The sequence below is a fragment of the [Anoxybacillus] calidus genome (assembly GCF_013760845.1).
GTDB classification, from domain to species: Bacteria; Bacillota; Bacilli; order Bacillales; family Anoxybacillaceae; genus Paranoxybacillus; species Paranoxybacillus calidus.
The window spans coordinates 646389-665544 of record NZ_JACDUU010000001.1 but is presented as its reverse complement, the minus strand read 5'-3'; the positions used below and the strand labels follow the sequence as shown (position 1 = coordinate 665544).

Genomic DNA, 19156 nt, shown 5'->3' with positions numbered 1-19156 from the left:
TCATTCACCCCCGTGTAGTTAATCGTTCAATTCGTTTTTCCTGCTTACCGACAATGAGACGTTGTACATAAATGCTCGGCGTATGAATATGATCCGGATCAAGCTCACCAATTTCTACTAACTCTTCTACCTCTGCAATCGTTATTTTACCGGCTGCAGCAATCATTGGATTGAAGTTTCTTGCCGTTTTGCGGTAGACTAAATTCCCCATTTTATCGGCTTTCCACGCGCGTACAAGACTAAAATCAGCCGTAAATGCTTCCTCTAACAAATATTCTTTTCCGTTAAATACTCGTTTTTCTTTTCCTTCGGCAATTGGAGTCCCAACTCCTGCTGGTGTGTAAAACGCGGGAATTCCTGCACCGCCGGCACGAATTTTTTCTGCCAACGTGCCTTGAGGAACAAGCTCCACTTCTAATTCGCCAGATAACACTTGGCGTTCAAATTCTTTATTTTCACCAACATAGGAACCAATCATCTTTTTAATTTGCCGATTTTTTAACAAAATACCAAGGCCCCAATCGTCAATACCGCAGTTGTTTGAAATGACGGTTAAATCTTTTACTCCTGTTTCAGCAAGTGCCAAGATTAAATTTTCTGGAATGCCGCATAAACCAAAACCGCCGACCATAATCGTCATTCCATCTTTAATATCTTTTACCGCTTCGACGAAATCCGTATAAATCGGTTTCATTTCTCCCCCACCCCTTGTTTCTCGTTAAACAGGATATACACCGTGTTTACGTTCAGAAAACGTCATATATTTAGATATATATGCATTGAATCGTTTAATTAGCTCATCACGAAGTGCGTTTGGTGCAACAATACCATCAATGACCATTTCTGAAGCGAGACGGTAAATATCGATGTCCTTTCGGTACTCTTCCCGTTTTTGCTCAATAAATGCTGCTCTTTCCTCTTCTGGTAACTCGGCGATTTTGTTCGCATAAACCGCATTCACCGCCGCTTCCGGACCCATGACGGCGATTTGTGCGTGTGGAAGCGCTAAGCAGCAATCAGGTTCAAACGCAGGACCGGCCATCGCATAAAGACCTGCACCATATGCTTTGCGAACAATGACTGAAATTTTTGGAACGGTTGCTTCTGACATTGCCGAAATCATTTTTGCCCCGTGCCGGATGATACCAGCACGTTCTACTTTTGTACCAATCATAAAGCCTGGGATATCAGCTAAGAATAGAAGCGGGATATTAAACGCATCGCAAAGAGTAATAAACTTTGCTGCTTTATCTGCCGAATCATGGAACAGTACCCCGCCTTTCATGCGCGGCTGATTCGCGATAATACCAATCGGCTGTCCGTTTAAACGGGCAAGACCAGTAATTAGTTCAGGAGCAAACAACTTCTTAATTTCACAGAAAGAACCTTCGTCGATTAAGCGCTCAATCAGGTCATACATATTAAACGGCGCATTTTGGTTTAACGGAATGATTTCTTCAAGCGTTTTTTCGAAAGATTTTGGTAATTTCGGTTCTGCTACTGGCGGCTTTTCACTATAGTTGGCTGGGAAGTAAGATAAATATTTCCGCGCAAAAGCAATGGCTTCTTCTTCTGTCTTAGCGAGAACATCTCCGCAGCCTGAAACGGTACAATGCATGCGCGCACCGCCCATTTCTTCAAGCGTTACTTTTTCTCCAATAACCATTTCCGCCATTCGCGGTGAACCAAGATACATCGATGCGTTTCCTTCAACCATGACAACGATGTCACAAAACGCAGGAATATAGGCACCGCCAGCTGCCGACGGACCGAATAGCAAACAAATTTGCGGCACTTTTCCTGATAATTTCACTTGATTATAGAAGATGCGTCCTGCTCCGCGACGGCCAGGGAACATTTCGATTTGGTCCGTAATCCTTGCACCAGCAGAATCAACTAAATAAAGAATGGGACAACGCAGTTTTTCTGCCGTCTCTTGAATACGGATAATTTTTTCTACCGTTCTTGCTCCCCAAGAACCTGCTTTTACCGTTGAATCATTTGCCATCACACAAACTGTTTGTCCATTAATTTTGCCAACACCTGTGACGACACCATCTGCTGGTAAACCATCAGCTAAGCAGTTAGCAAAAAACGCATCCTCGAACTCAAGTCCTTCATCAAATAATAATTTTAAGCGGTCACGTACGAATAGTTTTCCTTGTTCGGCATTTTTTTGGTGATACTTCGGTGCTCCACCCTGTTCGATTTTTTTTCTTTCTTCTTCTAGCTTTTCTGTCAATGATAGCTTCACTTGGTTGATCACTTCATTTGAGTTCACAATAGCTACCCCCTATTCCCCTTTGTAAACTGGCTTTCTTTTTTCTTTAAATGCTTGTAATCCTTCGAGACGATCTTTCGTTGGAATCGTAATTTCATATGCCATTTGTTCAAGCTTAAGTCCTGTATTTAAGTCGACTTCTAAGCCACGATTGATAGCAACTTTTGCTTGAGCAACGGCAATAGGAGCATTTTCGACAATTTGGTTTGAAATTTGTACAGCTTTCTCTATCAATTGTTCTGACGGAACAGCATATTCAATTAAACCAATTTTTTCAGCTTCAATAGCCGTAATCCGTTTAGCAGTATAGATTAACTCTTTTGCACGTCCTCTTCCGATCAATCTCGGGAGCCGCTGTGTCCCGCCTGCACCAGGTATAATCGCTAATGAAGTTTCGGTTAGCCCCATTTTTGCTGTTTCAGCAGCAATACGAATGTCACAAGCAAGAGCCAATTCTAAACCGCCACCGAAGGCTGCTCCATTCATGGCACAAATAACCGGCTGTGGCAGTTGTTCAAATTCATTAATGGTTTCTCGTATAAGAGATACGGTTTGTCGCACTTGAGTTTCATTCATTTGCGCCCGTTCTTTTAAATCGGCTCCAGCGCAAAACGCTTTTTCTCCAGCTCCTGTGACAATCACACAACGAACATTCCTATTAAATTTTAATTCTTGTTGTATCTCTCGTAATTCATTAAGCATGTTTAAGGATAGCGCATTTGCCGCTTCAGGCCGGTTTAATGTAAGAATGGCAACACCATGATCTAACGTGGAATAGAGTACCGATGCGGACATGTGTAAGTTCCTCCTCAGCTAAGTTGGCATTCAGACTTATTTAATGTCTGTAAATAATGACTGTTTAGTTTTCGTCCTATTTTTTCTTGGATAAAAAACGCTGATTTTGCTAACTGCTCCATCTGAACTCCTGTTTCTATGCCCATCCCATCAAGCATATATAACAAGTCATCGGTCGCTAAGTTTCCTGAAGCACCCGGAGCATACGGACATCCCCCTAATCCGCCAAGCGCGCTATCGAACGTCGTTATCCCCATCTCAAGTGAGGCGAGAACGTTCGCCAATGCCGTACCGCGAGTGTTATGAAAATGCATTGCTAGCTTTTCTTTTGGAAATCTCTTAAAAAATTCTTCTAGCACCTCTTGTACCTGACGTGGATTGGCCACGCCAATCGTATCGCCTAATGAAAGTTCGTCAATTCCCATTTCAAACAGTTTGTCTGCTACTTTGATGGCTTGTTCTACATCAATCGAACCTTCGTACGGGCAGCCGAAAACGGTCGAGATATAACCTCGCACCGTTTTGCCGGCTTTCTTCGCCTGAATCACGACTTCCTGTAAAACAGGAAATGTTTCAGCAATCGATTTATTAATGTTTTTTCGATTATGTGTTTCGCTCGCAGACATAAAAACAGACACTTCGTCTACGTTGGCTGCCAGCGCCCCCTCTAAACCTTTTAAATTCGGTACAAGAGCAGCATAAGTGACTCCTTGTACTTTCTTAATTTTTGCTGCTACCTCAGCCGCATCGGCTAACTGAGGAATCCATTTCGGATGAACAAATGAAGTAATTTCGATATAAGTTAATCCTGTTTGTGACAGTTGATTAATCCAAGCAATTTTATCTTTCGTTTCAATAAATGCCTTCTCATTTTGTAATCCGTCACGGGGGCCTACCTCTTTAATCGTGACTTGCTTGGGCCATTTGCTCATCTTCATCCCCCCTTATTCAAGCTCCATTAAAACATCGCCCTCATTGACAAAGTCTCCTTCTTGCACCTTAATTTCTTTTACTGTACCAGATGTTTCTGCAGCAATCGGAATTTCCATCTTCATCGATTCTAAAATGACCACATCCTGACCTTCTGTAACTTGTTCACCAATGCTTACGACTATTTTCCATACATTACCTGCCATTGTTGCAACTATTTGACTCATACGATCTTCCCCCATTCCCTATGTTGAATTATTTGTTAGCTGTTGCTTTGTTCAAATATATATTTACAAAATTTGTTGTTGTATTTCCTGCTTGAAATTGAGGATGTGAAAGAACTTCTTTCAGCATTGGAATATTCGTCTTAATTCCTTCTACTTTATAGCTTTCGAGCGCCTGTAGCATACGTTCAATCGCTGCTTGGCGGCTTTGTCCTTTCACGATCAACTTAGCAATCATCGGGTCATAGAATGGCGTTACAGATGAGCCGCTCGTAACCGCCGTTTCGTTGCGGACATGTTCTCCATTTGGCGTCTCAAAAACGGTGATTTTCCCCGGAGATGGGAAAAACGTTTTTGGATCTTCGGCATAAATGCGCACTTCAATCGCATGACCATCTCGTTTGATTTGTTCTTGGGTGTAAAGCAGCTTTTTCCCTGCAGCAATCCGCAATTGTTCTTCGACTAGATCTAGACCAGTAATTTCCTCTGTGACCGGATGCTCCACTTGAAGTCTTGTGTTCATTTCAAGAAAATAGAAATTTTTTTGCTCATCAACGAGAAATTCGATCGTACCTGCGTTTGTATAGCCAATATACTTTGCCGCTTTCACAGCGGCTTCACCCATTCTTCTGCGGGTTTGTTCATCCAAAAATGGAGATGGAGCTTCTTCAATGACTTTCTGATGACGGCGTTGAATCGAGCATTCTCTCTCCCATAAATACAAGTAATTTCCGTGTTGGTCGGCAAGAATTTGAATTTCAATATGCCTTGGATTTTCAATATATTTTTCCATATACATCGCACCATCACCAAAGAAAGAGGAAGCTCGCTTTTGATTCCCTTCAAACGCCTTTCTCAATTCTTCTTCGTTATGGACAACTTGCATGCCGATGCCGCCACCGCCAGCAGATGCTTTCAGCATAATCGGATAACCAATTTCTTGCGCCGTTTTTGCTGCTTCTTCCACATCAGCTAGAGGGAAAGAGATTCCTGGTACAACAGGAACTCCTGCTTCTATCATTGTTTTTCTCGATTCGATCTTGCTTCCCATTCGTGCAATGACATCAGCTTTTGGACCAATAAAGACGATTCCTTCTTCTTCGCAACGACGGGCAAAAGTAGGATTTTCTGATAGCAATCCGTATCCAGGATGAATCGCTTCTGCTTTTGTTTCTTTCGCTACTTCTATGATTTTTTCAATGTTCAAATAACTTTCATTCACGCGCGGTTTTCCAATTAAATAAGCTTCATCTGCCAATTTGACGTGCAACGACTCTGCATCTGCTTCTGAATATACGGCGACCGTCTGAATCCCTAACTTTTTGCACGTGCGAATCACCCGCACAGCAATTTCGCCGCGGTTTGCGATTAACACTTTTGAAAACATATGAATCACTCCCATGTCTTTACACTGGATTTTGTTTTAATTGTTCAATCACTTCTTTCCCTTGTTCACGAAGCTTAAATTTTTGGATTTTGCCTGACGCTGTCATCGGATAAGATTTTGTAAACTCAATATAGCGTGGAATTTTATGGCGCGAAATTTTCCCTTTGCAAAATTCACGAATTTCTTCAGCTGTAGCCGTTTCGCCTTCTTTTAAAATAATCCATGCCATCACTTCTTCACCGTACTTTTCATCAGGCACTCCAACTACCTGTACATCTAAAATTTTTGGGTGTTTGTACAAAAATTCTTCGATTTCACGTGGGTAAATGTTTTCTCCACCACGAATGATCATATCCTTTAACCGGCCTGTAATGCGGCAGTAGCCGTTTTCGTCCATCACCGCTAAATCTCCTGTATGCAGCCATCCGTCTTCGTCAATTGCTTCCCGCGTTGCATCTGGATTATTATAATAACCTTTCATGACATGATAGCCGCGCGTGCACAACTCACCTTGTACACCGCGTGGAACTTCTTTATTGGTTCCCGGTTCGACAATTTTTACTTCCACATTTGGAAGAGCACGCCCGACCGTTTCAACACGCAACTCAATTGGATCGTCGGTTCGCGTTTGCGTAATAACCGGAGAAGACTCGGTTTGGCCATATGCGATTGTAATCTCTCTTGCTCCCATTTTTTCCATTACCGCTTTCATCACTTCGATTGGGCAATTGGAGCCAGCCATGATTCCGGTGCGAAGTGATGATAAATCGTATTTATGAAAATCCGGTTCATTTAATTCGGCGATAAACATCGTTGGAACTCCATGTAATGCGGTACATTTCTCATCTTGTACCGTCTGTAGTACTTGTTTTGCATTAAATTCTTGAATGGGAAGCATTGTCGCTCCGACAGAGACGCAGGCCAATGTACCAAGAACACAACCAAAGCAATGGAAAAACGGCACAGGAATGCAAAGACGATCTTCTTTTGTTAACTTCATGCATTCCGCGATATTACGAGCATTGTTCACAATGTTGTAATGTGTCAACATAACACCTTTTGGAAATCCTGTCGTGCCGGAAGTGTACTGCATATTAATAACATCATGTGGGTCCAATGAGTTCATGCGCTCATTCAATTCTTCGTCTGACACTTCTTCTGCCATTTTAATCAGGTCATTCCATGAATAGGTTCCTGGATAACGATTTTCACCTAAAACAATGACATTGCGCAAATAAGGTAAACGTTTTGATTGAAGTTTTCCTGGTTCGCACATGTTTAACTCTGGGGCAAGTTCATAAATCATATCAATATAAGAAGAATCGCGGTATTGCTCCATAAGAATGAGTGTTGTAGAGTCAGATTGCTTTAACAAATACTCTAGTTCGGCAGTGCGGTAATTTGTATTAACGGTAACGAGTACAGCTCCCATTTTTCCCGTTGCAAACTGACAAGCCAGCCACTCCGGCTTATTCGTTGCCCAAACAGCGATATGTTCGCCAGTCTTTATTCCAAGTTTCATCAACCCACGTGCAACTACCCGGCAATAATCGTCAAACTGCTTGTACGACAGACGAAGCCCGCGATCGGCATAGACGACCGCTTCGTGATCAGGATGCAAATTCGCTTTTTCTTCTAACAATTTTCCGACGGTAATATTTAGTAACTCAGCCATAGTTTTCCCCCTTAATTAGTACAATTCTATGAATCTATACTAAAAAACTATGCTTTAATGACGGAATTTAGCATCCTAGTTGACGAGCAATTACGATTCGTTGCACTTCAGAAGTTCCTTCACCGATTTCCATCAGCTTTATATCACGCAAATGGCGTTCAACTTCATATTCTTTCATATAACCGTAACCACCATGAATTTGAATAGCTTGATTACATACTCTAAAGCCCATTTCTGAAGCAAACAATTTCGCAAAAGAGGCTTCTTTTGTAAACGGTTTATTATTGTCTTTTAACCAAGCAGCTTTGTAAACCATGTTTCTTGCCAATTCAATTTGCATCGCCATATCCGCTAATTTAAATTGAATGGCTTGGAACTTGGAAATCGATTGGCCAAATTGTGTTCGTTCCTTTGCATACTTTAGGGCTTTTTCAAACGCTGCTTGAGCAATGCCCACAGAAAGAGCGGCAATGGAAATCCGCCCGCCATCAAGTGTATATAAAAATTGTTTAAAACCTTTTTTCGGATCACCTAATAAGTTTTCTTTTGGCACACGTACATCTTCTAGAACAAGTTCGCATGTGTTTGACGCACGAACGCCCATTTTGTCATAATTGCAATTGATTGTGAAACCTGGAGTATCAGTAGGAACGATAATCGCAGAGATAATATTTTTTCCTTTTTCATCCTTTCCTGTGACAGCAGTTACAATGACTTGCCGAGCATAACCAGCGTTTGTAATCCAACATTTTTCTCCGTTAATGACATATTCATCTCCATATAACACAGCTCTTGTCCGAGTACCTCCTGCATCCGACCCAGCATTCGGTTCAGTTAGACCAAACGCACCAAACGTTTCCCCTTTCGCCATCGGGACAAGCCATTTTTGCTTTTGCTCTTCCGTTCCAAAGTAATAAATTGGACTTGCTCCTAATGAAACAGCAGCTGCATAGCTAAGCCCTACTCCTCCACATGCACGACCGATTTCTTCAACAGCAATAGCGTATGAAATGGTGTCTCCACCTGAGCCGCCATACTCTTCAGGAAATGGTATCCCAAATAGACCTAACTCTCCCATCTTTTTAAACGTTTCAATTGGAAATTCTGCAGTGCGATCCCATTCTGCTGCATATGGTTTAATTTCGTTTTCAGCAAAATCTCTTACCATTTCTTTAATCATTTGTTGTTCCTTTGTTAATTCAAAATTCATGTTTTTCTCCCCCTTTGTTTGAGTGAAAAATTTTATAAAAACCGACTAGTCGGTCTGTTATTTCAACAAACCTCAACAAATTCAAAACGATTTTTTTTAAAAACGAGAGACGTTTTTCAAAAAGAATGTCGTAATCTCTTCTTTTTGCTTAGCACTCTCTGTAAGTAAGGAATGTAAAATTAAATCTGTAAAAATTTTCGCTATTTCTTCAATGGTCATTGAACCATTTGGCTTATACCATTTATACGTCCAGTTGACCATCCCGATAATCGACATCCCGGTAATTTCTACAGGAAGTTCAGACCTAAATTCTCCTGCTTCAATTCCTTCACGAATGACTTGGAAAATGACTTGTTTAAATTGTTCACGCTTTTCATTAATTTTTTTGGAATATTCTGGTTTTAGATAGGTGCTTTCTTGGTAAAAGACCGTGATGTGGGGTTTATATAAGTCAAATACTTTGACAAACGATTGTATAATTGCGCATAACCGCTCTGTCGGAGTTTTATATTTTGCATATGCTTCTTGAGCTTTATTTAGTACGTAAGTAATAAATACATCGTGGATATGATAAAGGAGCTCATCTTTCGATTTAAAATTGTGGTAAAATCCACCTTTTGAAGTATTACATTCAGTAACAATGCGATCAACGGTGACACCGTGATAACCATATTTTTCAAACAGTTTTAGTGCAGTTTCTATAATTCTTTCTTTTAGTTGCTTCTCTACCATATTAATCTCCTTTACTTTTATATTAACACACTTTTCAGAAAAGTAGTACATTTTTTGTGCGAAAAATTTAATTTTATGTATATAATTTCTATAATCATCCTTTTATTACGATGATTATAAAATATAGGATGTTTATCATGTCAAATATATACTTTCCTTGTTTATTGTAAGTTCCTTGATAACTCAGTTAATAAAACAGTAGCATCTGAAAAAATTTATGCTCATGTTCTATGGTTCATTTTATTAAATATGGCCAACAAAACAAGTCATAATTCGTTAACATTTATATCATGATTAATGATGATAAGAATCTGTTGTATCTTTTTAACATCACTACATTCGATTAGTGTTATAATTATGTAGTAACATAAAAAGAATAAAAGGGGAATGAAGAGATGAGTAAAATTCTTGTCATTAATGGTAGTTCAAGAGTGGATGGAAATACAGAACAATTAACGTCTATCATGTTAGAAGATATTTCGCATACTCATATTCATCTAAGGGATTATGTCATTGAACCAATTATTGATAAGCGTCATACTGAAGAAGGATTTAGCCCAGTCGATGATGATTACGATCAGATTATTCAATCCGTACTTGAACACGACATTCTAATCTTTGCTACACCACTTTATTGGTATGGTATGAGTGGATATATGAAAAATTTTATCGATCGTTGGTCACAAAGCTTAAGAGACAAACGATTTGATTTCAAAAAAGAGATGGGCACGAAAAAAGGGTTCGTTGTCATTTGCGGTGGAGACACCCCTTATATGAAAGGATTGCCGCTGGTTCAACAATTCCAATATATCTTTGATTTCGTTGGTCTTGAATACATAGGTTATTTAATTGGAAAAGGCAACGCTCCTGGTGAGGTATTAAAAGATGAAAGAGCCATTGCCCATGCAAATTATTGGAATGGATATTTCAAAATGATTTAAAAATAAAAATTCCCCGTATTTTGCGGGGGATTTTCATTGGGTACTTCCAGTTTCCCAATAAACGATCCTCTGCTCACGATCAGTTCTTCTAAAACCTGCTTTCTCAAACACTCGCACCGAAGTAAAATGATCTCTAAACACTACACAACTTTTTCAATAAATTCCCTTTCCCATCCAAGCTTGTAGAATATATGATTTATCACTAACTTATACAAAAAGTTTTTCTTTACAAATATGTAAAAAAGTATTGTTATGTGAGGTTTTTTCATTTTTATGTATAATCACCGCTTTTTCCATCTAACAATATAAATGGAGGTGGTCCAATGGAGCCGATGTTATGTCCCAACTGCAAGACGAACCGTACTCGCTTTAACATTATTGAACAAATACCAAAAGCTGTTAAAATACACCCTCAAACAGGCGCAATTGAGCAAGAATATACTGACGGAAATCTAGATCCGTTTCATATGCCGTACCGTGGCCCAGCCTACCGTGTTCAATGCGCCGCTTGCGGACTCATTGAAACCCCTGAAATGTTTATTAAACGAGCGCAACATCAAATGTAATGATTAAGTTAAGGAGGCATTTACTCATGGCAAACAAAAAACAAACTCCATCAAATGAAGTTAATCAAAAGAAACTCGTTGATGATAAGGTGAACAAAGCAAGAGCAAATGGTTTTGAAGATGATCACATTCGACGCGTGACACAAAGCGGCGCTGATGGTCAATAACTTCAAACGAGGCTATCTTATGATAAGATAAGACAGCCTCTATTTTTGATGTCTCCCCCCTCTATACGCCCCCCCAGCGCGCCTTATAGTTTGGCAGGACGCTTGCGTTTTTCTAATGAATACAAAGTGTTATCGATACATCGTCCATGTACCAATATCGTAAAAGCCTAATCGTTTATAAATGTTACCAGCTTTAGGGTTATCATAAAACAAGCATAGTCTTTTTCCCTCTGAAATAAGATCTTTTATTAATTTTTGCATAATCGCGCTTGCATAGCCTTTTTGACGATAACGTTCATCGGTACAAACTCCAACAACCATCGCTGACAAAGAATTTTCAGCGGTCGTCGATGCGCTGGATACCATTTTACCGTTTTCTTCAATATAGTATGTTCTCCCTGTTTTCGTTTCAAAAGATTTTAAAAGCATTCTCCGTGTTGAAGGAGTAGTCTTAAACTCGGAGATGCCGTTTCGCAATTCGATGATTCGGTCGACGTCTTCGATGGTTGCTATTTTTATATCGAAGTTTGTTTCTTCCTCTACATATGTATCTGATGTACATTCACAAAAATACATGACTCTCTTTTTTCCTAATGGTAATCCCCTTACCTTTTCAAATTGTGCAACTACTTCCGTTTTTCCGGACAATTGAATCGAATCGTGTTTGCTTTTCATCATTTCCGCAAAAGCATCAACATTGAACGGAGAGCGGGCATATGGAATGTATGAATCGTAATACCTTAAAAGCACGGCCTTTAACGTTCCATCCTCGGTGAACTCTCCCCATATTTCCTGAAAATCTTCATTATAGCCAAATGATTCAATGTCTCCGATGATAAAAAGATTAAACGAGGCTTCTTCCTGTAAAAAAGAAAATAGTGTTTCGTGATCGTGTGATGTTAATTTCCGAATCAGTCTTAACTCCCCCAAATTCAACGTGAAAGTTTTATATAATATTCTAAATTTTTATTTCAAATAAGATACCACTATTCACCATAACAGGCAATAACTTTTTTGTATTCCTAATCGAGTATAATTGAACCCATTTTGTTCAAACTGATTGTATAAAGTGTCAAGGGGGAACAAAATGCGGTTTGTTGATGAACTTTATGAATATTGTAAAGATCGATTGACAGGCGATGAAGAGGATGCAGAAGTGATTGCGATATCTGTACTTGAGGAATTGAGCCGCAAGGACCTGTTAAATTTAGTGAAAGAAATGAATGATGAAGAACTGAAGAGCATGGTCGGCCTTTACTTAATTGAAAGTTTGAGAGCGAAAATAACTGAAGAAGGAATTGGGCATACAACAATGCCTTCCACTCAAGTCCTTCATTAGCAACAGATAAAGAAACGGCAGCCGATCAACCAATAGAAAAAGCCCTAGTTCTGATATTATCCCCTTTAAGTAGACAGTGTAAAAAGCCCATTTTTAATCGTTGGGTGTTACACTATACTTGGAGGGGATTTTTCATGGCGAAAAAAGGACAAACATTTCAATCGTATACAGAGGAGTTCAAGTTACAAGCCATTCATTTGTATGAGAACGGAGGAATGAGCTATCAAGCGGTTGCGAAGAAATTGGGAATACCAAGTAGTACTCAAGTGAAGGTTTGGGTGAAAAAGTATCGTAATGGAGAATCTCTTGGCGATCAACGCGGAAAACACGTGAACAAGAATCCATTGGTTGGTCGTCCCCAAACGAAATTTAACAGTATTGAGGAAGAAAGGGATTACTTGAAAGCGCAGGTAGAGTATCTAAAAAAGCAGTATCCCAATCTTCACGGGGAAGGAGGATTCCAAAACGAAACCGATTTGAGATCATCCATGAGCTAAAACAACAGTATCCATTGACTTGGTTAGTAGAAATCGCTGAAGTTTCTCGTACTGGTTATTACAAGTGGCGTAGTACAGAGAGTAAGAGAAAGACACGGCAACAAAGAGATCAGATCCTAAAGAAGCACCTATTGGCGATCCATCGTTCTCATCCTTTTTACGGCTATCCGAGAATGCAAGTCGTTTTAAGAAAAGAGGGATTCTATGTGAATCATAAGCGAGTCTACAGACTGATGAAAGAGTTGAACATTCAGTCCGTGATTCGAAAAAAACGACGATATTTCGGAAAGGAACCGTCTGTGATTCATCCGAATCGATTAAATCGAAAATTTAAAGCAAGTGAGCCTAATCGTATGTATGTCACAGACATTACTTATATCCCTTTTGGTACTCGCTTCTTTTACCTATCGTCGATTCAAGACTTGTATAATAACGAAATTGTAGCTTGGAGAGTTTCTCATCGGAATGACTTAAAACTAGTCATGGACACAGTGGAGGAATTAGCGAAAAAAAGAGACGTGCATGGAGCCATCCTTCACTCGGATCAGGGCTTCCAGTACACGTCCAAGCAGTACAACCAACGAATAGAAGGACTAGGCCTGATGGGCAGCCACTCTCGCAAAGGAAACTGCCTAGATAACGCTTGTATCGAGTCCTTCTTTTCGCACCTCAAAACAGAAACGTTGTACTTTTCTCAGTGTAAAACAGAACAAGAACTCTATCAAGCCATTGACAACTACATATGGTTTTATAATCATGAACGATTTCAGAAAAAACTCAACCATTGTGCTCCAGTTGAATACCGAAACACAATGGTTGCATAGTCTTTTTTATAGCTGTCTACTTGACAGGGGTAAGACCAGTTCAATACTATGGGCTTTTTCTATTACCATATGCTTAACCTAGTATATCGACTACGTACCCTTCATTTATTAAAACTTGATGGATTTTACGGATATGCTCTTGGTTTTTTGTTTCTAAAGAAAAGTATATTTCTGCCTGTCCAGGTAATACTTTCGTCCCTATGCGCTGATGATGAATCGAAAGAACATTTGCTTCCAGTTCAGCGATGATGCGTAGCAATTTATTTAACTGTCCTGGTTTATCGGAGATAACAGTTGTAAATGTGACGTAACGGCCTGCTTCGACAAGACCGCGTTCAATAATACGCGAAATGAGAGTGACGTCTACATTTCCACCACTTAATATAGAGACAACTTTTTTCCCTTTAAGCGGCAGTCGATCATAAAGTACGGCAGCTAACGAACAAGCAGCCGAGCCTTCAACTAACAGCTTATTACGCTCCAATAAATAAAGCATTGTTCGCGATATCTCTGTTTCATCGACACAAATGACTCCATCAACATATTGCTGAATAATCTGATATGTGATTTCTCCTGGTCTCTTTACAGCGATACCATCCGCAATCGTATCAGATGCCTGGATGACAATTGGTTTATTATTGCGAAGTGCTGCTGTCATGCCTGGACATGCCGATGACTCAACACCGTATACTTTAATATTCGGGTTATGTTGTTTTAAGGTAAAGGCAATCCCGGCTAAAAGCCCACCTCCACCAACCGGACAAAGAACGGCATCGACATCAGGCAGCTGTTCTAATATTTCTAAAGCAATCGTTCCCTGTCCGGCAATAACCGCTAAGTCGTCAAACGGATGAACAAATGTCGCGCCTCTTTTCCGCTGTAAGTCTAAAGCGAATTCAAGAGACTCATCAAAAATATCTCCGTGTAAAATAACCTCAGCACCATATCCTTTCGTTGCTTCAATTTTACTTAATGGTGCCCCTTTTGGCATAACGATCGTACACGGAATACCAATCATGTTGCTCGAGTAGGCAACTCCTTGCGCATGATTTCCAGCTGAAGCGGCAATCACACCACGTTCACGCTCTTCATTGCTTAGTGACATAATTTTATTAAATGACCCCCGCACTTTAAAAGAGCCGGTTTTTTGCAAATTTTCTAGCTTCATATACACATCATTGCCGGACATTTTACTAAATGTATACGAATAATCTAATGGAGTTTTATGAATCGTTTTTTCCATTCGTTTTTTAGCTTGCAAAACATCCTGTAATGTCAGCATTTGAATAATCACCTAACTATTCGACAAGATTGAGCAGTTTAAACGCTTTCAATGATACATTATATCGATATATTACTGATGGTATCAAGTCGCTGCAACAACATTCGTCTAGTTTATCTTATAAACTGTACTCCATGTTCCTTCTTCCTTCCTTAATAATAGAAGACACATAAAGAAGAAATGGAAATCCAGCAAAACTTAAAAGTGCTAAAGAGCCGAATAAATAATTTGCATGAGAAAAACTGAAAAGAGAAATGAGTAGTCCACCCAGCGTTGGGCCAAAAGCATTTCCGATTGCTGTAAATCCCATTGCTCCAAAGTAGATGCCCTTCATGTTTGGCTTGGCAATTTGGTCAATAAATAAATCACTCATTGTAAACATCATCACTTCACCAATGGTAAAAATAATGATTGCCATTACCAGCATCCATGAATGATGAAATAATCCGAATAAAAACAATCCTAAGCCGACCATAACTGTTCCGAGCAGAATGGAAACAATCGGAGAATAGTATTTTCCAATTCGTGAAACGGGATATTGCGCAATTAAAACAGTGATTGCATTAACAACAATTAAATAGGAAAATAGCTGGACACCGTCTTGAAAATATGGTGCGTTTGACAAATATTGCGGTATTGTGGAGCTAAACTGTGAATAGCCAGCAATACCTAGTGTCATACCGATAAGTGAAAACAACAAGATTTTATCATGAACAATAATGCGACATGCCATTATAAAGGTTGGCCGCTCTTGATGACTGCTTTTGTCTGAGGAAACAATATCCCCCATGCGCTGAAACATGATGAATAAAGATATACCGTATAAAACATAAACAAGCGCTGTAATCCAAAACGCAGTTGTGGATGTCGCGCTTCCTATTTTTAATCCTGCAAGAGGTCCGACCGCTGCACCTACATTAATCGCGGCATAGCGTAAATTGAAAACAAACAATTTATTTTCTTGTTTTGTAATATCTGATAAAAGCGCACGCGATGAAGGTTCAAAAAAAGAACGGCACAACCCGTTTAAAGCATTTAGAATAAAAAACATAAATACATGTTCGGCAGTGGCAAAACCGATAAACACAAGCGACCAAACAAAGATAGACGTCAACATAATCCTTTTTCTCCCATAACAATCAGACAAATATCCGCCAATAAAGCCACCAAATAAGCTGACAAACGCACTGACTCCGATAATAGTCCCTGCCTCAACGGGGCTAATCCCTTTTGTTTTCGTCAAATAAATTGCAAGAAAGGGAATGGTCATAAACGTAGCCATTCTTGAAAATAAAGTACCGATGATGATATTTACACTAATAGGATGAAGTTGTTTCATTGCTTCTAATATTCCTTTCCGATCTTTTGATAATAATGAATAATCCTATTTTTGAGACTTTTATCAACAATTTCCATTATAAACAAAGTTAATCAATTTTTGCACTGATTATGATTCAGTTTTTGAAAAATAAACACATTTCGATTATGATATAAAGGCAACAATGTCATATAATGAGGTGTCATTTATGGAAAAGCGACGTTATCTTCCGCTCTTATTCGCTGTTATGTTTCTCGTCATGGCCGGTTTTGGGATTATTATTCCTGTATTGCCTTTCTTCGCTGAAAAAGTCGGGGCAAATCCTACACAATTAGGGCTTTTGATGGCTGTATATTCCTTTATGCAGCTCATCTTTGCGCCAATATGGGGACGGCTGTCAGACCGTTATGGACGCAAACCGATTTTGCTGATTGGAATCAGCGGGTTAACGATTTCGTTCTTTTTATTTGCTGTTTCCACTGAACTTTGGATGCTTTTTGCAGCGCGCATATTAGGTGGATTGCTTTCTTCAGCAACGATGCCGACAGCAATGGCATACGTAGCTGATGTGACAACGCCGGAAAACCGCGGAAAAGGCATGGGGATGATTGGTGCAGCAGTTGGATTAGGATTTATTTTTGGACCGGCGATTGGCGGTATTTTTTCGAAAACAAGCTTAAATGCGCCATTCTTTATTGCCAGCTTTCTTTCATTCGTTACTTCACTGTTCGTCTTCCTATTTTTAAAAGAATCTCTGCCAAAAGAAATGCGCACCGAAAAGTCGCAGCAGCGCGAACCGATTTGGAAAGCATTCAGAGGAACGATTACTTTTTTGTACATATTGCAGTTTTTCATTTCTTTTTCTCTATCTGGTCTTGAAGCGACATTTGCTTATTATGCTGCAAAACGAGCGAATATTGAGTCAACGGAATTAGGATATATTTTTATGATTATGGGGTTGGCAGGGGCATTTGTCCAAGGCGGATTAATCGGCAAACTGATCAAAAAGTACGGCGAAGGAAAAGTCATTCAAAGCGGAATTATTGTTTCGGCAATCGGCTTTGCATTAATTTTATTGATTAAAGACTTTTTGACAGCTGCTTTATATTTATCCATTTTCGGAGTCGGAAATGGCGTGATTCGTCCATGCCTTTCATCACTGATTACGAAGCATTCAACCGTTGGACAAGGAAGCGCTACAGGTCTTTTGTCTTCATTTGATTCGCTCGGCCGCATTATCGGCCCACCTGTAGCAGGTTGGCTGTTTACAATGATGATTGGGCTGCCGTATGTGTCCGGTATAGTATTATCATTTGGCGCATTAGTCTTATTCTCCCTCTTCTCTCGACAAGCAAAAAAGGGAAAAATAACAATGATATAAAGGTCTGATTCCCTCAAATCCGTTCCTTTCATCGTTGAGGGGTCTGGCCTTTTATTTTTACACTATTCCTTAGTGAATATTTTAGCTATGTTTTATTTTTCATTTAGAACATAGTTTTACTTTATAAAATTATCAGTAAAAAGAGGCTGACCCTCAAGCAAAATGTCAGCCCCCTCAACCACCATATATAGGACAGAACAATGGATAAAAACACGATATATGTTGGATTGTGTATGAGGTCAGACACATATGAGTCAGCCTTTTCCTTCACAAAGGTTTAAGCAATCGTATCTTGTCGGCTTACATAATCGCTCTGCCCTTTTTTGTTTTTCATAATGAAATAAAAAACAAGAACGAGTGAAATGCTGCCAAATACGACAACCATCCATTGTAAACCGATTGTATCAAGCAATAAGCCCGTTCCTAGTAAAACGATTTGGAACATGACGCGATCTAACATATTTTTAAACGAGAAAAACCGCCCGTGGAAATCTTTGGATACTTTCGTTTGGAAAATGGTCGTAACAATCGGAAAAAAGCAACCGACAGCAAGACCGAAAAGACCGAATGAAACAACTGAAGCGATTTTTATATGAGCAAAAAAAAGTGATAAATGCGCTAAGGCGATGATCATAGTAAAACTGTACATCCATTTTAATAAGTCTTTATTTATCGAAATACGCTTTACGATAAACGCACCGATCATAAAACAAATCCCTTCCGTCACATACAATAATCCTTTAATCGAACTGTCGTGCTGGAGTTCACTTATATTGATGACCATTAGATTAAAACCGCCGATAAACAAATATGGTATAATCATTAAAATTAAGGCAATTTTAACGATTGGAATTTGCTCAAGAACAGGAACGATTTCTTTAAAACTTGCTTTTGAGTGCTGATTGTTTTTATGTTGTGATGTTTCTTCCTGAATCATTAAGAAAAAAGTAGAAACAAACAGCAGCGCATACGCGACCATTGAACCAATATATAGAGAATATAAGTTCATCACTACAAGCAACGCACCGCCAAGAGCTGTACCTAGTATTCTAGCAATAGTAGCTACATTCATATGTATACCGTTCATCGCCAATAAATCTTTTTCTGCAACAATAAGCGGTATAGCTGCCTGTAACGCTGGAAAATAAAACGCAGCCGATATTTGAATCGCCACCATAAAACATACCATCCATAACACAGAAGAATACTTCAATGCCAGTAGCATGAAAACAACACTTAACATCCGGGCAAAACCGGAATAAAGAAGTACTGTTTTCTTTTTATTGCTATCAATCACTCTTCCTGCGAGCGGTCCAACTAACACACCCGCGAGCAATCCCGTAAACAAAATCAATGACTTAAAAAAATCAGAAGGAACATGATTTTGCAAAAACTCCAAATTTCCGATAATCCCCAACCAAAGTCCTAAGCCAGCGATAAATTCACCGATTAATATTAACCATACATTTCGATTACGCCACATACTGTCTAATCTCCATTCGTTGTAATACTTACTTTGCATTATTTTACCACATTACTTCGGTTTACGAAATAATTTCAGCTCTTATTTAGAGCATCATTTAAATGAACCTCCCTCACCTGTCCTC

19 protein-coding genes are annotated in these 19156 nt (G+C 39.4%); 6 read left to right on the top strand and 13 right to left on the bottom strand.

All coding sequences use genetic code 11. The features are described from left to right. Positions 1-4 precede the first annotated feature (4 nt). The 9 genes from HNQ85_RS03615 to HNQ85_RS03575 form a co-directional block, all read right to left on the bottom strand. Positions 5-694 carry a CoA transferase subunit A gene (locus tag HNQ85_RS03615; RefSeq protein ID WP_181536258.1) on the bottom strand — a complete coding sequence of 230 codons (690 nt, stop codon included), beginning with the start codon at positions 692-694 and terminating at the stop codon, positions 5-7. Between the two features lie 24 nt (positions 695-718). Then, entirely contained in the window at positions 719-2266 is a 1548-nt protein-coding gene (locus tag HNQ85_RS03610; protein WP_181536511.1) for an acyl-CoA carboxylase subunit beta, read from the bottom strand. A gap of 27 nt (positions 2267-2293) precedes the next feature. Then, positions 2294-3076 carry an enoyl-CoA hydratase gene (locus tag HNQ85_RS03605; protein ID WP_181536256.1) on the bottom strand — a complete coding sequence of 261 codons (783 nt, stop codon included), beginning with the start codon at positions 3074-3076 and terminating at the stop codon, positions 2294-2296. A 14-nt stretch (positions 3077-3090) separates the two neighbouring features. After that, entirely contained in the window at positions 3091-4008 is a 918-nt protein-coding gene (locus tag HNQ85_RS03600) for a hydroxymethylglutaryl-CoA lyase (protein WP_181536254.1), read from the bottom strand. Between the two features lie 12 nt (positions 4009-4020). Continuing rightward, a complete protein-coding gene (locus HNQ85_RS03595; RefSeq protein ID WP_181536252.1) occupies positions 4021-4233 on the bottom strand; it encodes an acetyl-CoA carboxylase biotin carboxyl carrier protein subunit in 213 nt (70 codons plus the stop codon). 28 nt (positions 4234-4261) lie between these two features. Beyond that, positions 4262-5617 carry an acetyl-CoA carboxylase biotin carboxylase subunit gene (gene accC, locus HNQ85_RS03590; RefSeq protein WP_181536249.1) on the bottom strand — a complete coding sequence of 452 codons (1356 nt, stop codon included), beginning with the start codon at positions 5615-5617 and terminating at the stop codon, positions 4262-4264. Positions 5618-5636: 19 nt separating this feature from the next. Continuing rightward, positions 5637-7292: an AMP-binding protein gene (locus HNQ85_RS03585; RefSeq protein ID WP_181536247.1), complete on the bottom strand. Its 1656-nt coding sequence runs from the start codon at positions 7290-7292 to the stop codon at positions 5637-5639. A gap of 67 nt (positions 7293-7359) precedes the next feature. After that, positions 7360-8502 carry an acyl-CoA dehydrogenase gene (locus tag HNQ85_RS03580; RefSeq protein WP_181536245.1) on the bottom strand — a complete coding sequence of 381 codons (1143 nt, stop codon included), beginning with the start codon at positions 8500-8502 and terminating at the stop codon, positions 7360-7362. 96 nt (positions 8503-8598) lie between these two features. Beyond that, a complete protein-coding gene (locus HNQ85_RS03575; RefSeq protein WP_181536243.1) occupies positions 8599-9234 on the bottom strand; it encodes a TetR/AcrR family transcriptional regulator in 636 nt (211 codons plus the stop codon). Between the two features lie 404 nt (positions 9235-9638). On the opposite strand from HNQ85_RS03575, the gene HNQ85_RS03570 reads away from it, so the two are divergent. The 3 genes from HNQ85_RS03570 to HNQ85_RS03560 all read left to right on the top strand — a co-directional run bounded on the left by HNQ85_RS03570 (position 9639) and on the right by HNQ85_RS03560 (position 10908). Continuing rightward, on the top strand, positions 9639-10175 hold the full coding sequence (locus HNQ85_RS03570) for an NAD(P)H-dependent oxidoreductase (RefSeq protein ID WP_181536510.1): 537 nt from the start codon (positions 9639-9641) through the stop codon (positions 10173-10175). Positions 10176-10498: 323 nt separating this feature from the next. Next, on the top strand, positions 10499-10741 hold the full coding sequence (locus tag HNQ85_RS03565) for a DNA alkylation repair protein (protein ID WP_181536241.1): 243 nt from the start codon (positions 10499-10501) through the stop codon (positions 10739-10741). 26 nt (positions 10742-10767) lie between these two features. After that, positions 10768-10908: a hypothetical protein gene (locus HNQ85_RS03560; RefSeq protein WP_181536240.1), complete on the top strand. Its 141-nt coding sequence runs from the start codon at positions 10768-10770 to the stop codon at positions 10906-10908. Between the two features lie 129 nt (positions 10909-11037). Here the strand turns inward: HNQ85_RS03560 and HNQ85_RS03555 are convergent, their stop codons facing one another. Further along, entirely contained in the window at positions 11038-11823 is a 786-nt protein-coding gene (locus HNQ85_RS03555; protein ID WP_181536509.1) for a GNAT family N-acetyltransferase, read from the bottom strand. A gap of 172 nt (positions 11824-11995) precedes the next feature. Between HNQ85_RS03555 and HNQ85_RS03550 the strand changes: the two genes are divergently transcribed. After that, positions 11996-12247 carry a DUF6154 family protein gene (locus HNQ85_RS03550; RefSeq protein ID WP_181536238.1) on the top strand — a complete coding sequence of 84 codons (252 nt, stop codon included), beginning with the start codon at positions 11996-11998 and terminating at the stop codon, positions 12245-12247. 134 nt (positions 12248-12381) lie between these two features. After that, a protein-coding gene (locus HNQ85_RS03545) for an IS3 family transposase (protein WP_181536236.1) occupies positions 12382-13568 on the top strand; the annotation gives its coding sequence in 2 pieces (ribosomal slippage) (positions 12382-12679 and positions 12679-13568; 1188 coding nt in all). Positions 13569-13641: 73 nt separating this feature from the next. Here the strand turns inward: HNQ85_RS03545 and ilvA are convergent. Both ilvA and HNQ85_RS03535 read right to left on the bottom strand, forming a co-directional pair. Then, the gene (ilvA, locus tag HNQ85_RS03540) at positions 13642-14850 is read right to left on the bottom strand and encodes a threonine ammonia-lyase (protein WP_181536234.1); all 1209 of its coding nucleotides are present in this window, start codon (positions 14848-14850) and stop codon (positions 13642-13644) included. Positions 14851-14968: 118 nt separating this feature from the next. Continuing rightward, positions 14969-16189, bottom strand: a complete 1221-nt coding sequence (locus HNQ85_RS03535) for an MDR family MFS transporter (RefSeq protein ID WP_220129074.1) — start codon at positions 16187-16189, stop codon at positions 14969-14971. Between the two features lie 187 nt (positions 16190-16376). On the opposite strand from HNQ85_RS03535, the gene HNQ85_RS03530 reads away from it, so the two are divergent. Beyond that, the gene (locus HNQ85_RS03530) at positions 16377-17549 is read left to right on the top strand and encodes an MFS transporter (RefSeq protein WP_181536232.1); all 1173 of its coding nucleotides are present in this window, start codon (positions 16377-16379) and stop codon (positions 17547-17549) included. A 277-nt stretch (positions 17550-17826) separates the two neighbouring features. Here the strand turns inward: HNQ85_RS03530 and HNQ85_RS03525 are convergent, their stop codons facing one another. Next, on the bottom strand, positions 17827-19032 hold the full coding sequence (locus tag HNQ85_RS03525) for an MFS transporter (protein WP_181536230.1): 1206 nt from the start codon (positions 19030-19032) through the stop codon (positions 17827-17829). Positions 19033-19156 lie beyond the last annotated feature (124 nt).